General features: G+C 74.2%; 18 protein-coding genes and 1 pseudogene. 17 read left to right on the top strand and 2 right to left on the bottom strand.

Annotated features, from left to right (window positions below; all coding sequences use genetic code 11):
- Positions 1–110: 110 nt before the first annotated feature.
- The 15 genes from argC (at position 111) to cobA (ending at position 19,017) form a co-directional block, all read left to right on the top strand.
- Entirely contained in the window at positions 111–1,139 is a 1,029-nt protein-coding gene (gene argC, locus ACFXOZ_RS23665) for an N-acetyl-gamma-glutamyl-phosphate reductase (protein WP_375890916.1), read from the top strand.
- Between the two features lie 17 nt (positions 1,140–1,156).
- Complete coding sequence (argJ, locus tag ACFXOZ_RS23660; RefSeq protein WP_380529874.1) at positions 1,157–2,305, top strand: bifunctional glutamate N-acetyltransferase/amino-acid acetyltransferase ArgJ; 1,149 nt, start codon at positions 1,157–1,159, stop codon at positions 2,303–2,305.
- Positions 2,306–2,416: 111 nt separating this feature from the next.
- Positions 2,417–3,292, top strand: a complete 876-nt coding sequence (gene argB / locus ACFXOZ_RS23655) for an acetylglutamate kinase (protein ID WP_375890951.1) — start codon at positions 2,417–2,419, stop codon at positions 3,290–3,292.
- Positions 3,289–4,494: an acetylornithine transaminase gene (locus ACFXOZ_RS23650; protein ID WP_380529868.1), complete on the top strand. Its 1,206-nt coding sequence runs from the start codon at positions 3,289–3,291 to the stop codon at positions 4,492–4,494. Before argB ends, ACFXOZ_RS23650 begins: the two co-directional genes overlap by 4 nt.
- Positions 4,495–4,517: 23 nt before the next feature.
- A complete protein-coding gene (locus tag ACFXOZ_RS23645; protein ID WP_375890920.1) occupies positions 4,518–5,063 on the top strand; it encodes an arginine repressor in 546 nt (181 codons plus the stop codon).
- Between the two features lie 130 nt (positions 5,064–5,193).
- Positions 5,194–6,624, top strand: a complete 1,431-nt coding sequence (argH, locus tag ACFXOZ_RS23640; protein ID WP_375890922.1) for an argininosuccinate lyase — start codon at positions 5,194–5,196, stop codon at positions 6,622–6,624.
- A 108-nt stretch (positions 6,625–6,732) separates the two neighbouring features.
- Complete coding sequence (locus ACFXOZ_RS23635; RefSeq protein WP_375890924.1) at positions 6,733–6,990, top strand: hypothetical protein; 258 nt, start codon at positions 6,733–6,735, stop codon at positions 6,988–6,990.
- 250 nt (positions 6,991–7,240) lie between these two features.
- Complete coding sequence (locus ACFXOZ_RS23630) at positions 7,241–7,744, top strand: GNAT family N-acetyltransferase (protein WP_380592474.1); 504 nt, start codon at positions 7,241–7,243, stop codon at positions 7,742–7,744.
- 548 nt (positions 7,745–8,292) lie between these two features.
- Positions 8,293–9,333, top strand: coding sequence for a methionine ABC transporter ATP-binding protein (locus ACFXOZ_RS23625; RefSeq protein ID WP_380529863.1), 1,041 nt, complete (start codon positions 8,293–8,295; stop codon positions 9,331–9,333).
- A 5-nt stretch (positions 9,334–9,338) separates the two neighbouring features.
- Positions 9,339–10,067 (top strand): methionine ABC transporter permease, encoded by a 729-nt coding sequence (locus ACFXOZ_RS23620; protein WP_380529872.1) that lies wholly within the window; start codon positions 9,339–9,341, stop codon positions 10,065–10,067.
- Positions 10,068–10,125: 58 nt separating this feature from the next.
- A complete protein-coding gene (locus tag ACFXOZ_RS23615; protein WP_375890929.1) occupies positions 10,126–10,950 on the top strand; it encodes a MetQ/NlpA family ABC transporter substrate-binding protein in 825 nt (274 codons plus the stop codon).
- A gap of 208 nt (positions 10,951–11,158) precedes the next feature.
- The gene (locus tag ACFXOZ_RS23610) at positions 11,159–11,794 is read left to right on the top strand and encodes a GNAT family N-acetyltransferase (protein ID WP_375890931.1); all 636 of its coding nucleotides are present in this window, start codon (positions 11,159–11,161) and stop codon (positions 11,792–11,794) included.
- A 163-nt stretch (positions 11,795–11,957) separates the two neighbouring features.
- Positions 11,958–13,214, top strand: coding sequence for a precorrin-6y C5,15-methyltransferase (decarboxylating) subunit CbiE (gene cbiE / locus ACFXOZ_RS23605; RefSeq protein ID WP_380592472.1), 1,257 nt, complete (start codon positions 11,958–11,960; stop codon positions 13,212–13,214).
- 484 nt (positions 13,215–13,698) lie between these two features.
- Positions 13,699–17,664 carry a nicotinate-nucleotide--dimethylbenzimidazole phosphoribosyltransferase gene (cobT, locus tag ACFXOZ_RS23600; protein ID WP_380592470.1) on the top strand — a complete coding sequence of 1,322 codons (3,966 nt, stop codon included), beginning with the start codon at positions 13,699–13,701 and terminating at the stop codon, positions 17,662–17,664.
- 105 nt (positions 17,665–17,769) lie between these two features.
- Complete coding sequence (gene cobA, locus ACFXOZ_RS23595; RefSeq protein WP_375890936.1) at positions 17,770–19,017, top strand: uroporphyrinogen-III C-methyltransferase; 1,248 nt, start codon at positions 17,770–17,772, stop codon at positions 19,015–19,017.
- A gap of 37 nt (positions 19,018–19,054) precedes the next feature.
- Here the strand turns inward: cobA and ACFXOZ_RS23590 are convergent, their stop codons facing one another.
- A complete protein-coding gene (locus ACFXOZ_RS23590) occupies positions 19,055–21,796 on the bottom strand; it encodes a SpoIIE family protein phosphatase (protein ID WP_375890937.1) in 2,742 nt (913 codons plus the stop codon).
- An 89-nt stretch (positions 21,797–21,885) separates the two neighbouring features.
- Between ACFXOZ_RS23590 and ACFXOZ_RS23585 the strand changes: the two genes are divergently transcribed.
- Positions 21,886–22,692: a TrmH family RNA methyltransferase gene (locus ACFXOZ_RS23585; RefSeq protein ID WP_375890939.1), complete on the top strand. Its 807-nt coding sequence runs from the start codon at positions 21,886–21,888 to the stop codon at positions 22,690–22,692.
- A 1,246-nt stretch (positions 22,693–23,938) separates the two neighbouring features.
- Here the strand turns inward: ACFXOZ_RS23585 and ACFXOZ_RS23580 are convergent.
- Positions 23,939–25,273: pseudogene (locus ACFXOZ_RS23580) on the bottom strand (serine/threonine-protein kinase); the annotation flags it as partial.
- Positions 25,274–25,679: 406 nt separating this feature from the next.
- Here ACFXOZ_RS23580 and ACFXOZ_RS23575 point away from each other — a divergent pair.
- Positions 25,680–25,880: a hypothetical protein gene (locus tag ACFXOZ_RS23575; RefSeq protein WP_360230161.1), complete on the top strand. Its 201-nt coding sequence runs from the start codon at positions 25,680–25,682 to the stop codon at positions 25,878–25,880.
- Positions 25,881–26,254 lie beyond the last annotated feature (374 nt).

The raw sequence follows: 26,254 nt of genomic DNA, 5'->3' as shown, positions 1-26,254 counted from the left end.
CCGCCGGTGCCCGGGCCGGTCGCACCGGCGGGGAGCCCGGGGGTGCCGGGCTCAGCCTTGCATGGATTTTCCCTCCCGCGTATATTCATGCCACGACCAAGGAGGAAGCCATGGCTTTGCGAGTCGCCGTCGCCGGCGCGAGCGGGTACGCGGGCGGTGAGGTGCTGCGCCTGCTGCTCGGCCACCCGGAGGTGGAGATCGGGGCGCTGACCGGCGGCTCGAACGCGGGCACCAGGCTCGGCGCGCTGCAGCCGCACCTGATCCCGCTGGCCGACCGTGTGCTCGAACCCACCACCCCCGAGGTGCTGGCCGACCACGACGTGGTGTTCCTGGCGCTGCCGCACGGCCAGTCCGCCGCCGTCGCCGAGGCCCTCGGCCAGAACGTCCTGGTGATCGACTGCGGCGCCGACTTCCGGCTCAAGGCCGCCGCCGACTGGGAGCAGTTCTACGGCTCCGCCCACGCCGGCACCTGGCCCTACGGCCTGCCCGAACTCCCCGGCCACCGCGACGCGTTGAAGGGCAGCAACCGGATCGCCGTGCCCGGCTGCTACCCGACGGCCGTCTCCCTGGCGCTGTTCCCGGCCTACGCGGCCGGCCTCGCCGAGCCGGAGGCCGTGGTGGTCGCCGCCTCCGGCACCTCCGGCGCCGGCAAGGCCGCCAAGACCCACCTGCTGGGCAGCGAGGTGATGGGCAGCGTCAGCCCGTACGGCGTCGGCGGCGTGCACCGGCACACCCCGGAGATGGTGCAGAACCTCACCCCGCTGGCCGGCGAGCCGCTGACCGTCTCCTTCACCCCCACCCTCGTCCCGATGCCGCGCGGCATCCTCGCCACCTGCTCCGCCAAGGCCAAGCCGGGCGTGAGCGCCGAGGAGCTGCGCGCCGCGTACGCCGAGGCCTTCGCCGACGAGCCCTTCGTCCACCTGCTGCCCGAGGGGCAGTGGCCGCAGACCAGCAGCGTCTACGGCGCCAACACCGCCCTGGTCCAGGTCGCCCTGGACGCCACCGCCGGGCGGATCGTCGCGATCAGCGCGATCGACAACCTGGTCAAGGGCACCGCGGGCGGCGCGGTGCAGAGCATGAACATCGCCCTCGGCCTGCCCGAGGAGCTGGGCCTTCCCCTGAACGGAGTCGCACCGTGACCACCCCCGACACCGGCGTGACCGCCGCCAAGGGCTTCCGGGCCGCCGGCGTGACCGCGGGCATCAAGGCCTCCGGCACCCCGGACCTCGCCCTGGTGGTCAACGACGGCCCCTCGTACGCCGCGGCCGGCGTCTTCACCGCCAACCGGGTCAAGGCCGCGCCCGTGCTCTGGTCCCAGCAGGTCCTCAAGGGCGGCCGGGTCTCCGCCGTCGTCCTCAACTCCGGTGGTGCCAACGCCTGTACCGGCCCGGCCGGCTTCCAGGACACCCACGCCACCGCGGAGAAGGTCGCCGCCGAGCTGGACCTCAGCGCCGGCGAGGTCGCCGTCGCCTCCACCGGCCTGATCGGCGTCCGGCTGCCGATGGACGTGCTGCTGCCCGGTGTCGCCCTGGCCGCCCGGGAGCTCAGCGAGACCGGCGGCGAGTCCGCCGCGATCGCCATCAAGACCACCGACACCGTGCACAAGACCGCGCAGGTCACCAGCCCGGCGGGCTGGACGGTCGGCGGCATGGCCAAGGGCGCGGGCATGCTCGCCCCGAGCCTGGCCACCATGCTGGTCGTGCTCACCACCGACGCCGACCTGGACAGCGCCGCCCTGGACGCCGCCCTGCGCGGCGCCACCCGCACCACCTTCGACCGGATCGACTCCGACGGCTGCATGTCGACCAACGACACCGTGCTGCTGCTGGCCTCCGGCGCCTCCGGCACCGCCCCGGACGCGGCCGAGTTCGCCGAGGCCGTCCGCACCGTCAGCGCCGACCTGGCCCGCCAGCTGATCGGCGACGCCGAGGGCGCCAGCAAGGACATCCGGATCGACGTCACCGGCGCGGCCACCGAGGACGAGGCCGTCGAGGTCGCCCGGACGATCAGCCGCAACAACCTGCTCAAGTGCGCCATCCACGGCGAGGACCCCAACTGGGGCCGGGTGCTGTCCGCGATCGGCACCACCTCCGCCACCTTCGAGCCGGACCGGCTCGACGTCGCCATCAACGGCGTCTGGGTCTGCCAGGACGGCGGCGTCGGCGAGGACCGCGACCTGGTGGACATGAAGGGCCGTGACGTCGTCATCACCGCGAACCTCAACGCCGGTACGGCGAGCGCCTCGCTGTGGACCAACGACCTCACCGCCGACTACGTCCACGAGAACAGCGCCTACTCCAGCTGAGCCGCGGCTCCGCCGAGCGCCGAACCGCGACGACCGTTCCGACAAGGGAAACCCGTGCAGATCGCACCCAAGGGCGAACAGGCCCGCAACAACACCGCGTTGCCCAAGGCCATGACGCTGATCGAGGCGCTGCCCTGGCTGGAGCGCTTCCACGGCAAGACCATCGTGATCAAGTTCGGCGGCAACGCCATGGTCGACGAGAGCCTCAAGGCGGCTTTCGCCCAGGACGTCGTCTTCCTCCGCTACGCCGGACTGCACCCCGTCGTGGTGCACGGCGGCGGCCCGCAGATCAGCGCCCAACTGGACCGGCTGGGCCTGGAGTCCAGCTTCACCAACGGCCTGCGGGTCACCACCCCCGAGACCATGGACGTGGTCCGGATGGTGCTGGCCGGCCAGGTGCAGCGCGAGCTGGTCGGCCTGCTCAACGAGCACGGCCCGTTCGCCGTCGGCATGACCGGCGAGGACGCCCACACCATGACGGCGGTCAAGCGCTACGCCGTGGTGGACGGCGAGCAGGTCGACATCGGCCTGGTCGGCGACATCGTCAACATCGAGGCCGGCGCCGTGAAGGCACTGATCGCCGACGGCCGGATCCCGGTCATCTCCTCGATCGCCCGCGGTGCCGACGGCCACGTCTACAACATCAACGCCGACACCGCCGCCTCCGCCCTGGCGGTCTCGCTCGGCGCCGAGATGCTGGTGGTGCTGACCGACGTCGAGGGCCTGTACAAGGACTGGCCGAACTCCGACGACGTGATCAGCCAGCTCAACGCGAGCGAACTGGACGCACTGCTGCCGGGCCTGGCCAGCGGCATGCTCCCCAAGATGGAGGGCTGCCTGCGTGCCGTCCGCTCCGGCGTGGGCACCGCCCGCGTCCTGGACGGCCGGGTGCAGCACAGCCTGCTGCTGGAGATCTTCACCGACGAGGGCATCGGCACGATGGTCGTGCCGGACGACGAGCCGACCGTGACCGGGGGACTGGCATGACGCACAACGAGCAGCTCACCGACCGGTGGCAGCACGCCTTCACCGACAATTACGGCACCCCCCGGATCCCGCTGGTGCGCGGCGAGGGCGTCAAGCTCTGGGACGCCGACGGCAAGGAGTACACCGACCTGCTCGGCGGCATCGCCGTCAACGCCCTCGGCACCGCCCACCCGGCCGTGGTCGAGGCGGTCAGCCGGCAGATCGCCACCCTCGGCCACGTCTCCAACCTCTTCATGGCCGAGCCGACCATCGCGCTCGCCGAGCGGCTGCTGGCGCTGGACGGCCGGGAGGGCGGCCGGGTGTTCTTCTGCAACTCCGGCGCCGAGGCCAACGAGGCCGCCTTCAAGATCAGCCGACGGACCGGCCGCACCCACCTGGTCGCCCTCCAGGGCGCCTTCCACGGCCGGACCATGGGCGCCCTCGCGCTCACCGGCCAGCCCGCCAAGCAGGCGCCGTTCCGCCCGCTGCCCGGTGACGTCACCCACGTCCCGTTCGGCGACGTCGAGGCGCTGCGCGCGGCCGTCACCACCGACACCGCCGCCGTCTTCCTGGAGCCGATCCAGGGCGAGAACGGCGCGATCCCGCTGCCCGACGGCTACCTGAGGGCCGCCCGCGAGATCACCCGGGCCACCGGCACCCTGCTGGTCCTGGACGAGATCCAGACCGGCATCGGCCGGACCGGGTACTGGTACGCCCACCAGGCCTGCGAGGGCGTCGAGCCGGACGTGGTCACCCTGGCCAAGGCGCTCGGCGGCGGCCTGCCGATGGGCGCGGTGCTGGCCTTCGGCCCGGCCGCCGAGCTGCTCACCCCGGGCCAGCACGGCACCACCTTCGGCGGCAACCCGGTGGCCGCCGCGGCCGGGCTCGCGGTGCTGGACACCATCGAGTCCGAGGGCCTGCTGGAGCACGTCCGCAAGATCGGCGACCGGCTGCGGCACGGCGTCGAGGCGCTCGGCGACCCGCTGGTCTCGCACGTGCGCGGGGCCGGGCTGCTGCTCGGCATCGTGCTGACCCGGCCGCTCTCGGCCCGGGTCCAGGCGGTCGCCCAGCAGGCGGGCTTCCTCGTCAACGCGGCCGTCCCGGACGCCGTACGGCTGGCGCCGCCGCTGGTGCTGAGCGAGCAGGAGGCGGACGCCTTCCTCGCGGCCCTGCCGGAGATCCTCCGAACGGTGCGCGAGAGCGCCCCGGCCGATGCGAGTTGACCATCGTCCGGGAGAATAATCACATGACCGATTCCCGCTCCGGCTCCGCCGCCGGCCCGACGCCGCAGGTCCCGCAGACCCGCACCGCGCGCCACCGGCGGATCGTGGACCTGCTCACCCGCCAGCCCGTGCGTTCGCAGAGCCAGCTCGCCAAGCTGCTCGCCGACGACGGACTCGTGGTCACCCAGGCCACCCTCTCCCGGGACCTGGACGAGCTGGGCGCGGTCAAGATCCGCAACCGGGACGGCGCGCTGATCTACGCCGTCCCCGCCGAGGGCGGCGACCGCACCCCGCGCGCACCGATGGGGGAGTCGGCCAGCGAAGGCCGGATGGCCCGGCTGGCGGGCGAGCTGATGGTCTCCGCGACGGCCTCCGGCAACCTGGTCGTGCTGCGCACCCCGCCGGGCGCCGCGCAGTTCCTCGCCTCGGCGATCGACCAGGCCGAGGTCTTCGAGATCATCGGCACTATCGCGGGCGACGACACCGTGCTGCTGATCAGCCGGGACCCGGCGGGCGGCCAGGCGCTGGCCGACCACCTCATGCAACTCGCCCAGGCCAAGGCGCAGTAGGGCCGCGGCAGCCACAGCCCCGGCAACCACAGCCCCGGTCGAAGGATCCCCTTCGACCGGGGTTTTGTGTTCCATACGGAGTGATGCATACTTATGCCACCCACTGCACATGTGTGAAGGAGCCACCGCGATGACCGCCCAGCAGTCCTCCGACGTCCGCCTCTGGGGCGCGCGCTTCGCCGACGGCCCGTCCGAGGCGCTGGCCAGGCTCTCCGCCTCGGTCCACTTCGACTGGCGGCTCGCCCCCTACGACATCGCCGGCTCCAAGGCCCATGCCCGGGTGCTGCACAAGGCGGGCCTGCTCTCCGACGAGGAGCTGGCCGGCATGCTGGCCGGCCTCGACCGGCTGCTCGCCGACGTCGAGGCCGGGACCTTCGTCGGCACCGTCGCCGACGAGGACGTCCACACCGCCCTGGAGCGGGGGCTGCTGGAGCGCCTCGGCGCCGACCTCGGCGGCAAGCTGCGGGCCGGGCGCTCGCGTAACGACCAGATCGCCACCCTGTTCCGGATGTACCTGCGCGACCACGCCAGGACCATCGGCGGCCTGCTGCTCGACCTCCAGGGCGCCCTGGTCGGCCTGGCCGAGGCGCACCCGGACACCGCGATGCCCGGCCGCACCCACCTCCAGCACGCCCAGCCGGTGCTCTTCGCCCACCACGTCCTCGCGCACGTGCAGGCCCTCGGCCGGGACGCCGAGCGGCTGCGCCAGTGGGACGCCCGCACCGCCGTCTCCCCGTACGGCTCCGGCGCGCTGGCCGGCTCCTCGCTCGGCCTCGACCCGCAGGCCGTCGCCGCCGACCTCGGCTTCGAGGGCGGCTCGGTCGGCAACTCCATCGACGGCACCGCCTCGCGCGACTTCGTCGCCGAGTTCGCCTTCGTCACCGCGATGATCGGGATCAACCTCTCCCGGATCGCGGAGGAGGTGATCATCTGGAACACCAAGGAGTTCGGCTTCATCACCCTGCACGACGCCTTCTCCACCGGCTCCTCGATCATGCCGCAGAAGAAGAACCCGGACATCGCCGAGCTCGCCCGCGGCAAGTCCGGCCGCCTGATCGGCAACCTCACCGGCCTGCTCGCCACCCTCAAGGCGCTGCCGCTCGCCTACAACCGGGACCTCCAGGAGGACAAGGAGCCGGTCTTCGACTCCTGCGACACCCTGGAGGTGCTGCTGCCCGCGTTCACCGGGATGATGGCCACCCTGACGGTGCACCGGGAGCGGCTGGAGGAGCTGGCCCCGGCCGGTTTCTCGCTCGCCACCGACATCGCCGAGTGGCTGGTCAAGCAGGGCGTGCCGTTCCGGGTCGCGCACGAGGTGGCCGGAGCCTGTGTCAAGGCCTGCGAGGCCCAGGGCATCGAACTGTCCGACCTGACCGACGAGCAGTTCGCCGCGATCTCCGAGCACCTGACCCCCGAGGTCCGCACGGTGCTCAGCGTGCACGGCGCCATCGCCGCCCGCGACGGGCGCGGCGGCACCGCCCCCTCGGCCGTCGCGGTCCAGCTCGCCGAGGTGAAGGCGGACCTGGCGCGGCAGCAGGAGTGGGCCCAGCCCCAGGGCTGACCCCTGGAGCAGCGCGGGAGGGGCGCGGCGGTCCGACCGTCGCGCCCCTCCCGCGTGCGCGCCCCGGTCCGGGCGTAACCGGCCCCGCCCGGGCCCGTCATGCACGGTGTGTGCACCCCCCTTTCTCCCGTCCCCTCGGCCGAGGACGTCTACCTCGCCGAGCAGCGCCGCCGCGTGGTCCGCGAGACCGTCGCCGCCCTGCCCGGCCGCTGCCCGGAGCTGATCGCCGCCCTCGCCGAGGATCCGCCGCCCACCTACCGGGAGCTCTCCGAGCGCCTCGGCATGCCGCGCGGCTCGATCGGCCCCACCCGGTCCCGCTGCCTGGCCTGTCTGCGCCTCCTGCTGCACGCCGAGCGCTACCCCTGACCGGGGGCCCGCCTCACCCGGGCGCCCCACATCCGCTCCCGCCGCTCACCGCCCGTCACCGGTCGCTCGCTCCACCCCCCAGCGCGGCGTGACCCTGGCCACGTCTGCCCCGCCGAAGGTTGAGGGAACCTGACACCCGGGTAGCACGCTGGCGAACGTCACTCTTGACGGTGGCGCATACGCTCGGATACTGAGCGTGAGCGCGCCACCCTCTGCGCGCCGGGCACGACGACTGGGGAGGCCCCTCCACATGGGCATGAGCGTGATCATCTCGGCCGCTGCGGCCGAGGACGCGGAGCAGATCCTCAAGCTCCAGTACCTGGGCTACCAGCCCGAGGCGGAGCTGTACGGCGACTGGGCGATCGAGCCCCTGACCCAGAGCCTGGAGAGTCTGCGAGCCGAACTGACCGAGCAGCACGTCCTGGTCGCCCGGCTGGGCGACGAGGTGGTGGGCGCCGTCCGCGGCCACGTCGACGCCGAGGGCATCGGCCGGATAGGGCGTCTGGTGGTCCACCCCCGGATGCAGCGGCACGGCCTGGGCGGCCGGCTGCTGGACGCGCTGGAGCGCCGGATGGCCGAGGCGCCCCACCCGGTGACGGCCTACCGGCTGTTCACCGGGCACCGGAGCCTCGGCAACCTGCGGCTCTACGCCCGCCAGGGCTACCGGCAGACCGCCGTCGAGCGGGTGACCAGCCGGCTGAGCTTCGTCCACCTGGAGAAGTCCGCCGCGACCCCGCTGGCCGCGACCGCCTGAGCTCCGCCCGCCCCGGCAACCTCGACGCCGCCACCATCCGGACGCCCCGGTGGCGGCGTCGAGTCGTATCCCCCCAGCTCCGCACGGGTCGTGTCCGCAATGCGGACAGCCCTGTCGAACAATTGGGCGCTGTACGACTCATCTGTTTTACTGGCTCACATGACTGCGACGACGAACTGGACCCCCACCGGCACGCTGCCGGCAGGTGAGCGTGCCATGTGCCGTCGAATGTGTCACTGCTGAGGGCCACCGCCCCCGGGCACCCCGTCGAGGGTGCCTCCCCCTCGCGCCCCGAAGCGAGAATCCGGCGTCGCTCCCGCCCGTGCGAGCGCGCCCTCCTCCCGGAACCCTCCCTTCCGGCGTGCCCGCCCACCCGCGGCCGTCGATGACTCGTTAGGGCCACGCCGTCGCGCGGCCCGGTCGTTCTACGGCCACGATCAAGGGGTGGCAGGTCCGGATCCCCCTGGCGGGGCGTCGCAGGACACCGCCGACCGCGACCCGGTCGGCCGGTGGACACCGCCGCCCGCCCCCGACCCACGGAAGCACCTGTGATCACCACCACGGACCTGACGAAGGTCTACCGTTCCCGAGGCCGCGAGGTGACCGCCCTCGCCGGCGTCGACCTGCACGTCCGCCCGGGCGAGGTCTACGGAGTCGTCGGCACCAGCGGTGCCGGCAAGTCCACCCTCATCCGCTGCGTGAACATGCTGGAGCGCCCGACCTCCGGCACGGTCACCGTGGACGGGGTCGACCTGACGGCGCTGTCCGGCGGGGAGAACCGGGCCGGCAAGGACCTGCGCGAGGCGCGCCGCCGGATCGGCATGGTCTTCCAGCACTTCAACCTGCTCTCCTCCCGTACGGTGCAGCAGAACGTCGAGCTGCCGCTGGAGATCATCGGCCTGGACCGCACCCAGCGCCGCCGCAAGGCCGCCGAGCTGCTCGACCTGGTCGGCCTCGGCGACAAGGCCCGCAGCTACCCCAACCAGCTCTCCGGCGGCCAGAAGCAGCGGGTGGGCATCGCCCGCGCCCTGGCCGGCGACCCCAAGGTGCTGCTCTCCGACGAGGCCACCTCGGCCCTCGACCCGGAGACCACCCGCTCGATCCTCAAGCTGCTGCGCGACCTCAACCAGCAGCTGGGCCTGACGGTCCTGCTGATCACCCACGAGATGGACGTCATCAAGTCCGTCTGCGACTCCGCCGCCCTGATGCGCGGCGGCCGGGTGGTGGAGTCCGGCGAGCTGACCGACCTGCTGGCGGAGCCCGGCTCCGAGCTGGCCCGCGAGCTGTTCCCGCTGAGCGAGTTCGGCACCGGCCACCCCGGTACGACCGTGCTGGAGATCACCTTCCAGGGCGACGCCCCGGCGCAGCCCTTCGTCTCCCAGCTGGCCCGCACCTACCAGATCGACATCAACATCCTCGGCGCCGCCGTGGAGACGATCGCGGGCCGGATGGTCGGCCGGATGCGGGTCGAGCTGCCCGGCGGCCACCAGGACAACGTGGTGCCGATCGGCTACCTGCGCGAGCAGGGCCTGCAAGTGGCCCTGATCGATTCGGACGGCAACGGCAGGGCGAACGGAGCGGTGGCATGAGCGGCCTGAGCTGGGACCAGATGCAGGACCTGATGTGGCCGGCCACCCAGGAGACCTTCCAGATGGTCGGTGTCGCGACCCTCTGCACGGTCGTGCTCGGCCTGCCGCTCGGGGTGCTGCTGGTGCTCACCTCCAAGGGCGGGGCGCTGCAGAACCAGCCGGTGAACAAGGTGCTCGGCGCCGTGGTGAACCTGGCCCGGTCGCTGCCGTTCATCATCCTGATGATCGCGCTGATCTCCTTCACCCGCTGGCTGACCGGCAACTCCCTCGGCTGGCAGGCGGCGACCGTGCCGCTGACGGTCGGCGCCATCCCGTTCTTCGCCCGACTGGTGGAGACCAACGTCCGGGAGGTCGACCGCGGCCTGATCGAGGCGGTGCAGGCGATGGGCGGCAGCACCTGGACGCTGGTGCGCAAGACGCTCGTGCCCGAGGCGCTGCCCGGCATCGTGGCCTCCGTCACCACCACGGTGATCGCCCTGATCGGCTACTCCGCGATGGCCGGCACGGTCGGCGGCGGCGGCCTCGGCGACCTCGCCTACCGCTACGGCTACCTGCGCTTCGAGACCACCTTCATGTGGATCATCGTGGCCGAGATCGCGATCATCGTCACGGTGATCCAGCTGGTCGGCGACTACGCCGTGCGCCGGCTCGGCGACCGGGGCCGCGGCGGCGGACGCACCCGCCTGCTCCGCCCGCGGGCCACCACCCCCGACGAGGACCTCGTCGCCTCCTAGACCTCCCTCGTCCGACCTCCGGACGCGGCTCCCCGCACCACGCAGAAAGGCACTTTTCGTGCGCAACGTTCTGAAGTTCTCCAGTGTCCTCGCCACCGCCGGCCTCGCCCTGTCCCTGGCCGCCTGCGGCAGCTCGGGCTCCTCCTCCTCGGACCCGAACGCGCCGCTCAAGGTCGTGGCCAGCCCGACCCCGCACGCGCAGATCCTCAAGTTCGTCCAGGACAACCTCGCGGCCAAGGCGGGCCTCAAGCTCGACATCAAGGAGGTCACCGACTACGTGACCCCCAACACGGCGGTGCAGGACGGTTCGGCCGACGTCAACTACTTCCAGCACGTCCCGTACCTGGACGACTTCAACAAGAAGAACGGCACGGACATCGTCCCGGTCGAGCCGGTCCACCTGGAGCCGCTCGGCGTCTACTCCAAGAAGGTCAAGTCGATCGGCGACCTGCCGTCCGGCGCCACCATCGGCCTGCCCAACGACGCCACCAACGAGGGCCGCGCGCTCAAGCTGCTCGCCGACAACAAGCTGATCACCCTCAAGGACGGCGCCGGCACCGCCGCCACCCCGGCGGACGTGACGGCCAACCCGAAGAACTTCAAGTGGAAGGAGCTGGAGGCGGCCCAGCTGCCCCGCTCCATCGCCGACCTCGACGCCGCCGTGATCAACGGCAACTACGCGCTCGACTCGGGCCTCAAGCCGGCCACCGACGCGCTGGTGCTGGAGAAGGCCGAGGGCAACCCGTACGCCAACATCATCGCCGTCAAGAAGGGCAAGGAGAACGACCCGCGGGTGAAGAAGCTGGCCGAGCTGCTGCACTCCGACGAGGTCAAGAAGTACATCAACGACACGTTCCAGGGTTCGGTCATCCCGGCCTTCTGAACGATCTGATCGTCGTACGGTCATACCTTGTGACGCCCGACCGGGCCCCCGCCGCACCTCGGCGGGGGCCCGGTCGGGCAGTATGCACCAGGGACACCACGGCAGACCGGGTTCTGACGTACCGTCGTGCGCGCGGCGCACCGCATGGCAACCGGGGCGCGACGGAGGCGTACGGTGTTGTGTTCACGACCCGGCGAGGAGAGACGGCATGGCAGCGAGCTTCCCCGAGACCGCCATCAGCACCGAACGGCTGCTGCTGCGGCCCCTTGCGGAGGACGACGCCCCGGGGCTGGCCACCATGATGGCCGACGACCTCGTACTCGCCTGGACCGACCTCCCGCACCCCTTCACCGAGGAGTACGCGACCGAGCTCGCCCGCACCCTCGCCCCCGCCCACCGCGCCCACGGCCGCGGCATCGTCTTCGCCGTCACCGAGCACCTCACCCAGCGCCTGGTCGGCCTGGTCGAACTGCGCAACACCGACTGGCGGCTGCGCAGCACCGAGATCTCCTACGTCACCGCCGCCTGGGCCCGCGGCGAGGGCTACGCCCCGGAGGCCGTCCTCGGCGTCGCCCAGTGGCTGTTCGAGGACCGCGACTTCCTGCGCCTGGAACTGCGCACCGCCGCGGGGAACACCGCCGCCCAGCAGGTCGCCCAGAAGATCGGCGGCATCAGCGAGGGCGTGCTGCGCAGCGCCTGGATAGTCCGCGGCGAGTCCGGGGAGCTCGTCGCGGAGACCCGCAGCGACCTGATCCTGTGGAGCCTCCTCCCGGAGGACCTGGAGTCGCCCGAACTGCACCGCGACGGCTGGCACGGCGACCACCGCTACGTGCTGCGCGACTGATCCGCCACGCCCTTCCCCGCTGGTCACCCCCGCGGCGCGGACATGTGTGCGAGTTGTCGACCTCAGGGGGACGGTACCCGGTAGCCTCTCCACCGGCGCCGCACAGCCGGCGCGACGAGCCGCGCGAGGAGTCGCGCAACGAGTCGAGGGAGAACGGCCGCAGATGGCTGACCGGATCACGGTCATCGGGTGGGACGGCACGCCACTGACCGAGGCCGCCGGCGCGGCCCTCGCCGCGGCGACCCTGGTCGCCGGAGCCTCCTACCAACTGGACGCCCTCCCGGTGCCGGAGGACGCCGAGCGGATCGCCCTCGGCAACATCCAGCAGGCCGCCCGCACGATCGCCGAGCACCGCGGCGCCGCCGTCGTGGTCGCCGAGGGCGACCCGGGCTTCTTCGGCGTGGTGCGCACCCTGCGCCGCCCCGAGTTCGGCCTCGAACTCGAAGTCCTGCCCGCCGTCTCCTCCGTCGCCACCGCCTTCGCCCGGGCCGGGATGCCCTGGGAGGACGCCCAGGTGGTCAGCGCCCACGGCGGCCGGCTGCGCCGCGCCGCCAACATCTGCCGCGCCCACCCCAAGGTCGCCGTGCTCACCACCCCGGGCGCCGGTCCGGGCGAACTCGCCCTGATGCTGCGCGGGGTGCACCGGACCTTCGTGGTCTGCGAGGCCCTCGGCACCCCGGAGGAGGACGTCACCGTCCTCACCTCCGACCGGATCGCCGACCACGTCTGGCGCGACCCCAACGTGGTGCTGGTGATCGGCGGCGGCGCCCAGGCCGGCGCGGTCGGCGAGGCGGCCGGCTGGCTGGCGGGGCGCCCGCTGGGCTACCCCGGCGCGGAACGCGGCTGGGCGCTCCCCGGCGACGCCTACGCGGGCGCCGGGCGCACGGAGGGCGAGCCGGGCGCGTCGGAGGCACTGCCCGCGCACGTGCGCGCCCTGGTGCTGGCCCGTCTGGGTGCACGTCCCGGCGACCTGGTCTGGTCGGTCGGCGCGGGCAGCGGCGCCCTCGCGGTGGAGGCGGCCCGGTTCGGTGCCGCCGTGGTCGCGGTCGAGGCCTCCCGCTCGGCCTGCGCCCGGCTCACCGTCAACGCCCGCCGCTACGGGGTCGAGGTGGAGACGGTGTACGGGCAGGGGCCGGAGGTGCTGGGCGGACTCCCGGAGCCCGACGCGGCGGTGGTGGAGTCCGGCGGCCTGGACGTGGTGCGCGCGGTGCTGGCCCGCAGACCGGAGCGCTTCGTGGCGCTGGCCCGGACCTTCGCCGAGGCCGAGGAGGTCCACCGGGCCATCGTCGGGGCCGGCTACCGCGCGGACGGCGCGCTGCTGCAGTCGACCCCGCTGCGGGCCGGCGAGGAGGGCGGCGCACTGGCGCTCGGGGCGGGCGCGGGCGGCGCACTGCTGCTCTGGGGTGAGCAGATCGTGTGAAGGCCTCGGGTGCGGGCCGGGGCCGCCGGACCCACCGCGCGGTGATCCAGGTCGCATCCGGACACCGATTCGAGAGGTCACCGCGCCGGGCCGGTAGTGTGGCGTCCCAGGCGGTTCCATCCGCCGACGACCCACCCGATTCGGTCGGTTTGTCACCTTTTTGACGTGGTGCAATCCGGTTCCGCTCGGAGTGTGGGCAATTCGACGGGCCGCGTGCCGGACCTGGAGAATGCCGTAGGGTCCGGTGCGGTCGTGCCGGTTGCTCCGGGTTGTCGTTGACTCAGATGGTGCACCGCCTTCACCGGCGGTGCCCGGGCCGGGGTGCCGCAGCGCGCCGGAAGGACTTGGGCCGCAGCGCCACGGCGCGGCGGCCACGTGTGGTTGAGGGGCGGGTCGGTGCAGGCCCGGCCCGTGCGGATGGGCGCTGCGGTCGGTGGATCGCGTCGCCAAGGGGCGCGGCAGCGGCCTGGAAGGAGCTTTGACAATGACCGATGGCGGCCACGTCCCGGGCGAGGGACTGCCGGAGCACCTGCACGCCGGGCCCGACCCGCTCGGCGGACCGGAGGGCGTCGCGGGCGTTGCACCTCTGCAGGGCGTCGCGACCGACAGCGGCGTGATCCCCAACCCGGCGGCGCCGCTCGGCGGCCTGCCGGGCGCGGTGCCCCCCGGCGCGGGCGTGATCCCGCCGCAGGGCCAGCCGAACTTCACCGCCTCCGGCGTGCCGGCCCCGGCCGCCCCGGGGGACGGCTGGGCCGTCGACCAGGGCGCCCAGCGCCCGGCCTTCCACTTCGTCGACCAGCCGGACGGGCTGGACGACGAGGACGACGTCCTGCTGATGCCCGGCCCGCAGGGCTCCTGGGGCGCCGAGCAGGCCCCGTTCGCGCAGCCGGACGGCACCCCGGTCGAGCCCTCCTGGCCGCCGGTCGACCCGCCCGTGCTCGGCGGCGAGCAGTTCCAGCAGCCGCCGGCGCAGGGCGCCCAGGCGCAGCCGTACCCGCAGCAGCCGATGACGCAGGCTCAGCAGCCGCGGCGCCCGCTGCACGCCGGCCCGCCGATCCCGGACCCCTCGCTGATGACCGGCCAGGTGCCGGTCCGTTCGCTGGCCGACCGCGGCCCGTCGCTGGGCGGCACGCCCGCGCACGGCATCCCGGTCGTCGGCCGGCCGCCGATGGGCGAGCCCGTCGCGCAGGCTCCCGGCGCCGTGCCGCAGGCCGCCCCGGTGGCGCCCGCCGCGCCGGTGCCGCCGACTCCCTCCACGGTCGAGGGCGGGCCGGAGGTTCACCAGGCCGCCCAGGCCCAGGGCTACCAGCAGGTGCCGCTGGCCTCGCCGCCGGTCGAGGGCCTGATGGCGGTCGAGGCGATCGGTGCGATCGAGGTGATCGAGGTCGTCGGGACCCCGGACGCCGTCCTGGCCGCACCGCCCGCCGAGGGCGTTCCGGTCCAGCCGGCCGCCGAGGCCGTCCAGCCTGACCCGGCCGTCGTGGTCGAGCCGGTCGCGGCGGAGACCGTCGCTCAGCCGGCCGCCGAGGCGGTCGCGGTGGAGAGCCCCGCGGTCGAGACGGTGCTCGTCGACGCCCCGGCCGTGGAGACCCCCGTCGTGGAGACCGCCGCGGTCGAAGGTGCCGCCGTCGAGGTCGTGGCCGTCGAAGGTGCCGGCGAGTCCGCCGCGCCCGTCGAGTCGGCCGAGGCCGCCGCCCCGGCCGGTCAGCCGCGCCGGATCTCCGCCTTCCTCGCCGCGCCGACCCCGCACGGCCTGCCCAAGGTCGAGGCGGCCCAGCAGGCCCCGGCGGCCGTCGCGGCGGTCCAGGAGCAGACCGTCCCCATAGCGGCCGCCGACGCGCCGCAGGCCGCCGAGCAGGCCCCTGCCGTCGAGCAGGCTCCGGCCGTCGAGGCCGTCGAGGCGGTCCAGGAGGCCGGGCAGCCCGCCGAGGCCGCGCAGGCGGTCGTCGCGGAGCCGGTGGCCGAAACCGCCGCCGGTACGGGGGAGATGCCCTCCGGTCAGGTCGTCGCCGAGGCCGCCGAGCAGGAGCCCGCCACCGAGCCGGTCCAGGCCGAGGCCGTCACTGTCGAGGCCGTCGGTGCCGAGCCGACCGCCGAGCAGCCGGAGCACTCGGAGCAGGCCGAGCAGCCGCAGCCGGAGGCCGTCCCGGCCGAGCCGACCGCGGAGACCCCGGCCGAGCCGGTCCCCGGGCAGCCGGAGCAGACCGAGCAGCCGACCGTCGAGCAGGCCGCCGCCGAGGCCGTGCAGCCCGCCGAGGCCGTCGCTCCCGAGGCCGCGCAGCAGCCCGTCCCCGAGCAGGTCACCGAGGTCACCGAACAGCCGGTCGGCGTGGTCCCCGAGACCGCCGGGACCGCCGAGACCGCCGAGGTCGTCGAGCAGCCCGCCGAGGCCCCTGCCGCCGAGCAGCCGCAGCCGGAGCAGGCCGAGCAGCCCGGGGCCGAGCAGCCGCAGGCCGAGCCCGTCGCCGCCGGACCGGAGGCCGTCCAGGAGGAGGCCCCCGCCGCCGAGCAGCCGCAGCCGGAGGCCCAGGCCACCGAGGAGCCGCAGCCCGAGGCCCCGGCCGCCACCGAGCAGCCGCAGGCCGACCAGCCGTCGGCCGAGCAGCCCGCCGAGCAGCAGCCCGAGGCAGCCGTCGAGCCGACCGACTCCCCGGCCGCCGAGGACGAGCAGCCCGCCGAGCCCGCCGAGCCCCGCGGCCCCGCCGCCCCCGGCTACGACGACGCCGGCCGCGACGCCGTCCACCAGGTGATCCGCGAGCGCCGCGACATCCGCAACGGCTTCCGCCCCGACCCGATCCCGCACGAGGTGCTGATCCGCGTCCTGGAGGCGGCCCACACCGCGCCCAGCGTCGGCTACTCCCAGCCCTGGGACTTCGTGGTCATCCGCTCGGCGAAGACCCGTCGGAAGATGCACGCCCTGGCCGAGCGCCAGCGCGAGGCGTACGCGGACTCGCTGCCGAAGGGCCGGGCCAAGCAGTTCCGGGAGATCAAGATCGAGGCGATCCTCGACACCCCGGTGAACATCGTGGTCACCGCCGACCGCACCCGCGGCGGCCGGCACACCCTGGGCCGGCACACCCAGCCGCAGATGGCCCCGTACTCGGCCGCGCTGGCCGTCGAGAACCTCTGGCTGGCCGCCCGTGCCGAGGGCCTGGGCGTCGGCTGGGTGAGCTTCTTCGACGACGAGGAGCTGGTCCGCGAGCTCGGCCTGCCCGAGCACCTGGAGGTCGTCGCCTACCTGTGCGTCGGCTTCGTCGACGAGTTCCCGGACGAGCCGGAGCTGGAGCAGCAGGGCTGGGCCAAGAAGCGCCCGCTCGCCTGGGTGGTGCACGAGGAGCAGTACGGCAACCGCGCGCTGCCCGGCGAGGAGCCGCAGAACCTGCTCGCCGACACCCTGCGCGGGATCCGCCCGCTGGACGCCAAGGCGCTCGGCGAGGCCTGGGACCGCCAGAAGCGGATGACCAAGCCGGCCGGCTCGCTCGGCATGCTGGAGATCATTTCCGCCCAGCTGTCCGGCCTCTCCCGCAAGTGCCCGCCGCCGATCCCCGAGCCCGCCTGCGTGGCGATCTTCGCGGGCGACCACGGCGTGCACGCCCAGGGCGTCACCCCGTGGCCGCAGGAGGTGACCGCCCAGATGGTCGGCAACTTCCTGGCCGGGGGAGCGGTGATCAACTCCTTCGCCAAGCAGATCGGCACCGAGGTCTGCGTCGTGGACGTCGGCGTCGCCGCCGAGCTGCCGCAGGCCGTCCAGCAGGGCCGGGCCACCGGCCTGCTGCCGCGCAAGGTCAAGCCCGGCACCGACGACATGACCCAGGGCCCGGCGATGACCCGCGAGGAGGCCCTCCAGGCCATCGAGGTCGGCATCGAGACCGCCCGCGACCTGGTCGCGGCGGGCAACAAGGCGCTGGTCACCGGCGACATGGGCATCGCCAACACCACCGCCTCGGCCGCCCTGATCTCGGTGTTCACCGGCCTCGACCCGGCCGAGGTCACCGGCCGCGGCACCGGCATCGACGACGAGACCCACGCCCGCAAGGTCGAGGTCATCCGCGCCGCGCTGGCCCTCCACCAGCCCGACCCGAACGACCCGATCGGCGTCCTCTCCGCCGTCGGCGGCCTGGAGCACGCGGCCATCGCCGGCTTCCTGCTGGGCGCCGCCTCGCTGCGCACCCCGGTGGTGCTGGACGGCGTGATCGCCGGTTCGGCCGCGCTGGTCGCCAAGGCGATCGCCCCCGAGGTGCTGGCCGCCTGCATCGCCGGGCACCGCTCCGCCGAGCCCGGCCACCAGGCCGCGCTGGCGAAGCTCGGCCTGCGTCCGCTGATCGACCTGGACCTGCGGCTCGGCGAGGGCACCGGTGCCCTGCTGGCGCTGCCGCTGGTGCAGAGTGCGGCCCGCGCGATGCACGATGTAGCCACCTTCGACTCCGCCGGGGTCACCGAGAAGGCCTGACGCACCACCTCACCGCTCCGCGGACCGGCCCGAGGGCGCGCCGGCCCGCGGAGCGGCGTATCTCCGTACTTCCCCACACCCTCATCCCGATCAGGAGCACCGCCGATGAGCGCGCCCACCCCGCACCCCAGCACCGAGGGCCTGACCCCCTACCCGGTGGGCCTGCTGCTGGCCGGCCGTCGCGTCGTCGTGGTCGGCGGCGGACAGGTCGCGCAGCGGCGGTTGCCCGCTCTGATCGCCTCCGGCGCCGACCTGCACCTGATATCCCCCGCCACCACCCCGGCCGTCCAGGCCATGGCGGACGCGGGCGAGCTGACCTGGCACGCCCGCCCGTACGCGGACGGCGACCTGGCCGGGGCCTGGTACGCCCTGGTGGCCACCGACGACCCGGCGGTCAACACGGCGATCAGCGCCGAGGCCGAGCGCGAGCGGGTGTTCTGCTCCCGCAGCGACGACGCCTCCGCCGCCTCCGCCTGGACCCCGGCCAGCGGCCGTGACGGCGGCGCCACCGTCGCGGTGCTCACCGGCGACCCGCGCCACTCCGCCGCCCTGCGCGACGCCGTCGTCGGCGGCCTGCGGGACGGCTCGCTGGCCGCCCGCTCGTACCGCACCCGCGGCGCCGGCGTCGCCCTGGTCGGCGGCGGCCCGGGCGACCCGGACCTGATCACCGTGCGCGGCCGCCGGCTGCTCGCCGACGCCGACGTGGTGGTCGCCGACCGCCTCGCCCCGCGCGAGCTGCTCGCCGAGCTGCCCGAGCACGTCGAGGTGATCGACGCCGCCAAGATCCCCTACGGGCGCCAGATGGCCCAGGAGGCGATCAACCAGGCGCTGATCGACCACGCCAAGGCCGGGAAGTTCGTGGTCCGGCTCAAGGGCGGCGACCCGTACGTCTTCGGCCGCGGCGGCGAGGAGCTGCTGGCCTGCGCCGAGGCGGGCATCCCGGTCACCGTGGTGCCCGGGATCTCCAGCTCGATCAGCGTCCCGGAGTCGGCCGGCATCCCGGTCACCCACCGCGGCCTGACCCAGGAGTTCACCGTGGTCTCCGGCCACGTCGGCCCGGACGACCCGCGCTCGGTCACCAACTGGACGGCCGTCGCGGGGATGAGCGGCACCCTGGTGCTGCTGATGGCCGTGGACAAGATCGGCGCCATCGCCGCCACGCTGGTCGAGCACGGCCGCCCGGCCGACACCCCGGTCGCGATCGTCCAGGAGGGCACCACCGCCGCCCAGCGCCGGGTGGACGCCACCCTGGCCACGGTCGCCGCCGTGGTCGAGGCCGAGGGCGTCAAGCCCCCGGCGGTCATCGTGGTCGGCGACGTGGTCAACGTCCTGGCCGCCGCCTTCCAGCGGTAGCAGGCCCACGGAGCGGGAAGTCGGCCCGTCCGACTTCCTACTCCAACGGCTGCTCCGTCCAGATGACCTTCCCGGTCGCCGTGTAGCGCGTCCCCCAGCGGTCCGCGAACTGCGCGACCAGGAACAGCCCGCGCCCGCCCTCGTCCTCGGTCGCCGCGTACCGCAGGTGCGGCGAGGTGCTGCTGCCGTCCGACACCTCGCAGATCAGCGAGCGGTCGCGGAGCAGCCGCACCCGGATCGGCCCGGAGCCGTACCGGATCGCGTTGGTCACCAGCTCGCTCAGGATCAGCTCGGTGACGAACGCCGCCTCGTCCAGCCCCCAGTCGGCCAGCCGCCGGGCCACCTGCGCCCGGACGGCACCCACCGCCGCCGGGTCGGCCGGCACCTCCCACTGCGCGACCCGGTCCGGCGCCAGTACCCTGGTCTCCGCCACCAGCAGCGCGATGTCGTCCTGCGGGTGCGCCGGCAGCATCGCCCCGAGCACGTCCGCGCAGGTCTGCTCGGGCGTCCGCGGCGGCCCGCCCAGCGTCGTCCGCAGCAGCTCCAGGCCCTCGTCGATGTCCCGCTCGCGGTCCTCCACCAGCCCGTCCGTGTACAGCACCAGCCGACTGCCCTCGGCCAGCTCCAGTTCGACGGTCTCGAACGGCAGCACCGCCAGCCCCAGCGGCGGCCCGGTCGGCAGCTCCGGGTACGTCACCCGGCCCTGGGGGTCCACCACGGCCGGCGGCGGGTGCCCGGCCCCGGCCAGGGTGCAGCGCCGGGACACCGGGTCGTAGATCGCGTACAGGCAGGTCGCCCCGGTCAGCCCGGCGCTTCCGGCGCCGCCCGCCTCCTCCTGGTCGATCCGGTTCACCAGTTCGTCCAGATGGCCCAGCAGCTCGTCCGGCGGCAGGTCCAGCGTCGAGAAGTTGTGGATCGCCGTGCGCAGCCGCCCCATCGTCGCCGCCGCGTGCAGCCCGTGCCCGACCACGTCGCCGACCACCAGCGCCACCCGGGCGCCCGGCAGCGGGATCACGTCGAACCAGTCCCCGCCCACCCCGGCCTGGGCCGGCAGGTAGCGGTGCGCCACCTCCAGCGCGCTCTGCTCGGGCAGGCTCCGCGGCAGCAGGCTGTGCTGGAGGGTCACCGCCATCTCGTGCTCCCGGGTGTAGCGCCGGGCGTTGTCGATGCACACCGCCGCGTGCGCCACCAGTTCCTCGGCCAGTGTCAGGTCCTCCGGCTCGAACGGCTCGGCCCGGTCCGCCCGCCAGAACCGCACCACCCCCAGCAGCACCCCGCGCGCCCGCAGCGGCACCCGCACCAGCGAGTGCACCCCGTACGCCAGCACCCGCGCCGAGCGTTCCGGGTCCTGCTCCCGCCAGCCCCGCGCCTCGGCCAGCCGCGGCTCCAGCCCGGGCGCGCCGCTGTGCAGCGCCCCGGCCAGCGGGGTGGCCGGCACCACCTCCAGTACCGTCCCCACCGGGTGGAACGGCGCGTCGTCCCTGATCCCGGCGAGCGCGGTGCGGTGCATCCGGCCCAGCGTGCCGACCGACGGGGGTTCCTCGCCCGCCAGGACCTGCTCGGCCAGGTCCACCGTGACGAAGTCCGCGAACCGCGGCACCGCGACCTGCGCGAGCTCCTCCGCCGTCCGGGTCACGTCCAGCGAACTGCCCACCGTCAGCCCGGCGTCGTACAGCAGCCGCAACCGCCGCTGCGCGCCCTCTGCCCGGCCGGTCAGCGCCATCAGCTCGGTGGAGTCGCGCAGCGTGGCGACGCAGCCGGGCGGGCCGCCGTCCCGGTCGGTCAGCCGTACGTTCACGGCGAGCAGCCGCTCCCCGGCCAGCACCACCTCGTCGCTCACCGGCCGGTCGGCGGTCAGCAGCTCCAGCGGCGCGGGCTCCAGGCCCAGCTCGGTCACCGGGCGGCCCTCGGCGTCCGGCGGCAGGTCCAGCAGCCGGCGCGCCTCGTCGTTGCAGAGCAGCAGCCGCCCGTCCCCGCCGACGATCATCACGCCCTCGCGCACCGCGTGCAGCACCGCCGCGTGGTGCTCGTACATCCGGGTCATCTCGACCGGGCCCAGCCCGTGCGTCTGCCGCCGCAGCCGCCGGCTGATCAGCGCCGTCCCCAGCGTGGCCAGCCCTATCGCGCCCGCCGCCGCGCCCAGCACCAGCGGCAGCTGGCGCTCGCTCGCGGTGGACACGTTGCTCAGGGTGACCCCCGCCGAGACCAGCCCGACCACCGAGCCGTCCGGCGCGTACACCGGGACGACCGCCTGCACCAGCGGGCCCAGCGTGCCGGTGAGGTGCTGGGTCACCACCTGGCCGTGCAGCGCCGGCTCGTACGTGCCGATGAACTTCTGGCCGATCCGGGCCGGATTGGGGTGGGTGTAGCGGATGCCCTGGTTGTTCAGCACCACGATGAAGTCCACACCCGAGGAGATCCGCGCGGACTGCGCCTTCGGCTGGAGGATCGCGGTCGGATCGGGGGAGCGCAGCGCGTCCACCATGCCCGGTGAGTTGGCGAAGGCCTGGGCGACCGCCACCGACCGGTTGCTCGCCTCGTGGTCGGCGTCGTTGTGCGACTGCACCACCAGCGCCACCGCTGCCCCCGCGACCAGCAGCAGCACGATCAGGATCTGCAGCGCGAACACCTGTCCGGCCACCGACCAGTGCCGGTCCGGTCTCGACCGCTTCGCGCGTGGCAGCTCTAGCCGACCGTGTGGGCGCCCACCGGGGGAGCCGGCGTCGCCGGTGGCACCAGAGGCCGACGGAGCCCAGGATCGGCCCGGATTTCGGGCCATACCGTCATATTTGCACTCCGAGTAGCCTGGGACCACCCCGTCACCTCCGCCGTTTGGCCTTCCCCGTCCCGGCTTGGCAAGATCACAGGGTGTCCGAACCCAGCACCATCACCGACCCGGCCGACCCGCGCCTCGCCGACTACACCGGCCTGACCGACGTCGAACTGCGCCGCCGCCGCGAACCCGCCGAGGGCCTGTTCATCGCGGAGGGGGAGAAGGTCATCCGCCGCGCCCTCGCGGCCGGCTACCGGATGCGGTCGATGCTGCTGACCGCCAAGTGGCTCGACGTGATGGCCGACGTCATCGCCGAGGCCGACGCCCCGGTCCACGTCGTCGAACCCGGCCTGGCCGAAGCCGTCACCGGCTACCACGTCCACCGCGGCGCCCTCGCCTCGATGGAGCGCAAGCCCCTCCCGGACGCCGCCGACCTGCTCACCGGGGCCCGCCGGGTCGCCGTGCTCGAAGGCCTGGTCGACCACACCAACCTCGGCGCCATCTTCCGCAGCGCCGCCGCCCTCGGCATGGACGCCGTCCTGCTCTCACCCGACTGCGCCGACCCGCTGTACCGCCGCGCGGTCAAGGTCTCCATGGGCGCCGTCTTCGCGGTTCCGTACGCCCGCCTCGACCCCTGGCCCGCCGCCCTCGACACCGTCCGCGACGCCGGCTTCACCCTCCTCGCCCTCACCCCCGCCGACACCGCCGTCGACCTCGCCACCCTCGCCCCGCACACCCTCCCCAGGACCGCCCTCCTCCTCGGCGCCGAAGGCGACGGCCTCACCCCCCGCGCCATCGCCGCCGCCCACCACCCGGTCCGCATCCCCATGGCCCACGGCATCGACTCCCTCAACGTCGGCGCCGCCGCCGCCGTAGCCTTCTACGCCGTCACCACCCCCTGACCCCAGAGGTCGCCCCGCCACAGGCCGCTCACCCGGCGAACCTGGTGCCACCCTTGGCCGGCACCAGAAGTCGGCCGGTTCGACTTCTGCTGCGCCCCCGGAAGCTCTTGCACCTGCTCAAGACCCGTTGCCTGCGCCGAAAATCGGCAGCCCCGACCTCCGCCGTTCGCCCGGCGACCCCGCCTCCGGCTGGCGCTAGAAGTCGGCGGGCCCGACTTCTGACGCCCGCCACCTGAGCCGCGCAGGCTACCTCGCGACTGGGCCCTTATCGCCAGACCGCAGCACGAACGGCCGCCCTGCTCGACTTCTTACGCTCGCCCGCAGCTGCCCACCAAGCCCCACCGTGCGCCAGAAGTCGGCCGACCCGACTTCCTGCGCGGTCTTCTCCAGGCCCGATGTCGCCGCTGCTGTGCCGGAAGCCGCTCCGCTCGCCGCGGGACCACCCGGTCAGCTGCGCACCCTGAGCCCGCAGCCCCACCGCCGCACCAGAAGTCGGCCGACCCGACTTCCAGTGCTCGACACCGACGCGCCCGCTGCCCGCCGCCTGGGCTGTGCCGTCCACCTCACGCCCCTGGCACAGGGCGAGGCGCCAGAAGTCGGCCAGCCCGACTTCCTGTGCCAGCTCGCTCGCTCAGCCCGTCGGGGCGGTGGGTGGGGCCGGGGCGGCGGCCGGGGGAGGGGTGGTGAGGCCGGTGCCGCCGGAGGCGCCGGCGCCGGGCCAGGACTCGTCGAGGGTGCCGTCGGCCCGCGCGGTGTAGCGGGTGGAGATGATCGCGCCGGTGGCGGCCACGCGTTCCTCACGGACGACGGCGCTGCCGTCCAGGCGCCAGGCGGCGGTGGCCTGCGGGTCGGCGGTGGAGGTCCGGGAGGTGGTGGCCACGGGTGAGTCCCCGGCGAAGGTGTAGAGCTGGACGAGGTCGACCGGCGCCGATCCCTCCACCCGCCGCAGCACCACGACCGTGGCCGGCTGCCCCTTGTACCGGGCGGGCAGGACGGCGCTCAGCGCGATCTGCGGCCCGCCGCCGACCGAGCGCCCGTCCTTCAAGGTGACGGCCGGCCCGCCCGCCGCGTCGGGGTAGCTGCGGTTGGGCCAGTCCACCACGGGACCGGGCCCCTGCGCGGGCGCCAACGCACTGTCCGCGGTGCCGCGCGCGGCGGCCGGGAGCGGGGTTGGGAGCGGGGTCGCCGAGGCCTGCGGCGCGACGTCCACGGAACTCCCGGGCACGGCCAGTTCGCCGCCGCCGCCACCGCCGCCACCCGTACCGGCCGTCGCGCTCTGCCCGACCGCCGGTCGCGCCCCCTGGTTGCTCCGGTTCTCGCAGCCCTGCGCCGCCGCGATGGCCAGCGCGACGCCGATCGTCACGGTGACGAAGACGACCAGCCGCTGCCGCAGCAACCGCTGCCGTGCCGTGCCGGGCCGTCCGCCGGGTGCGGGGGTGTGCTGCCGGTCCCGGGGGCGGGGCCGGGCCGGCGGCGGGGTCTGTGAGCGGTCCCGGAGTCGGCGGGTGACGGGCGTGGCCTCGGGCCGGGGGAGCGGGGCGCCGTGCGGGCGCCGCGCGGCGCCGGCGGGCGCCTGCCCGCCGGCCCGGCCCGCACCGGCCCGGGCCCGCGCGGCCGGTGCGGCGGGTTCGGGTGAGCGCCCGGGGCCCGGTACGCCCGGCCGCCCGTTCTCCTGCTGGGGGTGCTGGGGTGCCTGCGGTGCACCGGCGGGTGCGGCGGCCGCGGTTCCCCGTCTGACCCCGCGCCCGCCGGCGGCGGCCGTGCCGCGGGCCGCCAGCTCGCTGAGCCGCTCGTGCAGGGCGGCCGCGCCGGGCCGCTCGGCGGGTTCCTTGGCGAGGCAGGCCCCGATGAGCGGGGCGAGCGGCGGGGGGACGGCGGACAGGTCGGGTTCCTCGTGGACGACCCGGTACAGCATCACTTCGGAGGACGCCCCGGAGCCGAACGGGGTGTCCCCGGTGAGCGCGTACGCGAGGGTGGCGCCGAAGGCGAAGACGTCGGTGGCCGGTGTGACGGCGACGCCGCGGACCTGCTCGGGGGCGAGGAAGCCGGGGGAGCCGACGGCGGTGCCGACGTGGGTGAGGGTGCTGGCGCCGCGCGACCAGGCGATGCCGAAGTCGATGATCCGCGGGCCGCGCGGGGAGAGCAGGATGTTCGAGGGCTTGAGGTCGCGGTGGACGACTCCGGCCTCGTGCACCTTGACCAGCCCGTCGGCCAGGGCGGCGCCGATCCGGGCGGCTTCGGGCCAGCTCAGCGGCCCTTCGTCGCCGACCCGCTTGTAGAGGGAGGGGCCGGGGACGTAGGCGGTGGCCAGCCAGGGGCGGTCGGCCTCGATGTCGGAGCCGACGACCCGGGCGGTGCAGCCGCCCCGGATCCTGGAGGCGGCGGCGATCTCGCGGGCGAAGCGGGTGCGGAACTCCTGGTCCTCGGCGAGTTCGGCCCGGATGAGCTTGAGGGCGACGCGCTGGCCGCGGCGGTCGGAGCCGAGGTAGACCACGCCCATGCCGCCGGCTCCCAGTCGCCGGTGCAGGCGGTACGGCCCGACGATGCGGGGGTCCTCACGCCTCAGCCGCATCATCGCCATGTCTCGTTCCCCGTCAGCCTGTGGGTGAGGCCCCGTCGGTTGGGGCATCGTCAGTTCCTGTCCGGCACAGCTTACGGACTGCCCGCTGCGGTGTGCTGATACGCAACACCTCAAGCCGCCGTGCGATTGTCCGATCGTGAGCTGAGCAGCAGGTCACAGGGGTGCCGAATCGCCTCTCGGGGTTGCCCCTCAGGGTTCCCCCGGGGGCGGTGCGCGACCTTCCTCCCCCTCCGGTAGTACGCCTTGAGTCTGAGCGTCATCCTCCGGGATGCCCGAGGAACAGTACGACGGCATGACGCCCGAAAGGCCCCCCGGCCAATAGCGTTGTGTCCAGCGGTGGACGGGGAGCTCGTCCCCCGAGGTAAGCCGTCCACCGCGCCAACTCGACCGGATCAGGAGCAGGGCCATGGCATCGCAGCAGACGGGAACCACCCGCCGGCGTCGACCGCCCTTCATCCAGCCCCAGTCCGCCGAGCGCCCCACCCGGCACCCCGCCGTCGCGCTGGCCATGGCCCTGCCGTGCGCCGTGCTACTGGTGATGCTGTTCGGCGGGTGGGAGCAGATGGCGAACCAGGCCGAGGCCCTGGCCGATCTGATCGGCCGCTGAGGCGGACGGCACGGCCGCGGAGCCGTCAGGAGAAACAGAGAACACCAGAACGGGCACTGTTCCCCTGGGGACGGGGAGCAGTGCCGCCGGGGAGGCCGCGGGCCGCGATGACACGCGGACGGGCGAGAGCGGTGCGCAGAGCACCCCGGCAGGCGGAGACGCCGCGTACGGACGTCGGTGAGGGCGACCGTACGCGGCTCTTCTCCGCCCTCTTCCTCGAACCCGGAACGCAAGAGGCCGAGGCCGCGACCCTGACGGATCGCGGCCTCGGCCGTTACTGTGCGCGATACTGGGATTGAACCAGTGACCCCTACCGTGTCAAGGTAGTGCTCTCCCGCCAGTCTCTTATAAACATCAACCAGCCCACCAGCAAG

Origin of the sequence: Kitasatospora sp. NPDC059160, from assembly GCF_042755465.1 — a bacterium.
Lineage (GTDB): Bacteria > Actinomycetota > Actinomycetes > Streptomycetales > Streptomycetaceae > Kitasatospora.
Note: the sequence above shows the minus strand (reverse complement) of the source record. Positions and strands in the feature narration are given on the sequence as shown.

Coding starts and splice junctions, on each gene's coding strand:
- argC (WP_375890916.1), top strand. CDS start 111: ATGGCTTTGCGAGTCGCCGTCGCCGGCGCGAGCGGGTACGCGGGCGGT.
- argB (WP_375890951.1), top strand. CDS start 2,417: ATGACGCTGATCGAGGCGCTGCCCTGGCTGGAGCGCTTCCACGGCAAG.
- ACFXOZ_RS23650 (WP_380529868.1), top strand. CDS start 3,289: ATGACGCACAACGAGCAGCTCACCGACCGGTGGCAGCACGCCTTCACC.
- ACFXOZ_RS23645 (WP_375890920.1), top strand. CDS start 4,518: ATGACCGATTCCCGCTCCGGCTCCGCCGCCGGCCCGACGCCGCAGGTC.
- argH (WP_375890922.1), top strand. CDS start 5,194: ATGACCGCCCAGCAGTCCTCCGACGTCCGCCTCTGGGGCGCGCGCTTC.
- ACFXOZ_RS23630 (WP_380592474.1), top strand. CDS start 7,241: ATGGGCATGAGCGTGATCATCTCGGCCGCTGCGGCCGAGGACGCGGAG.
- ACFXOZ_RS23610 (WP_375890931.1), top strand. CDS start 11,159: ATGGCAGCGAGCTTCCCCGAGACCGCCATCAGCACCGAACGGCTGCTG.
- cbiE (WP_380592472.1), top strand. CDS start 11,958: ATGGCTGACCGGATCACGGTCATCGGGTGGGACGGCACGCCACTGACC.
- cobT (WP_380592470.1), top strand. CDS start 13,699: ATGACCGATGGCGGCCACGTCCCGGGCGAGGGACTGCCGGAGCACCTG.
- cobA (WP_375890936.1), top strand. CDS start 17,770: ATGAGCGCGCCCACCCCGCACCCCAGCACCGAGGGCCTGACCCCCTAC.
- ACFXOZ_RS23590 (WP_375890937.1), bottom strand. CDS start 21,796: ATGGCCCGAAATCCGGGCCGATCCTGGGCTCCGTCGGCCTCTGGTGCC.
- ACFXOZ_RS23575 (WP_360230161.1), top strand. CDS start 25,680: ATGGCATCGCAGCAGACGGGAACCACCCGCCGGCGTCGACCGCCCTTC.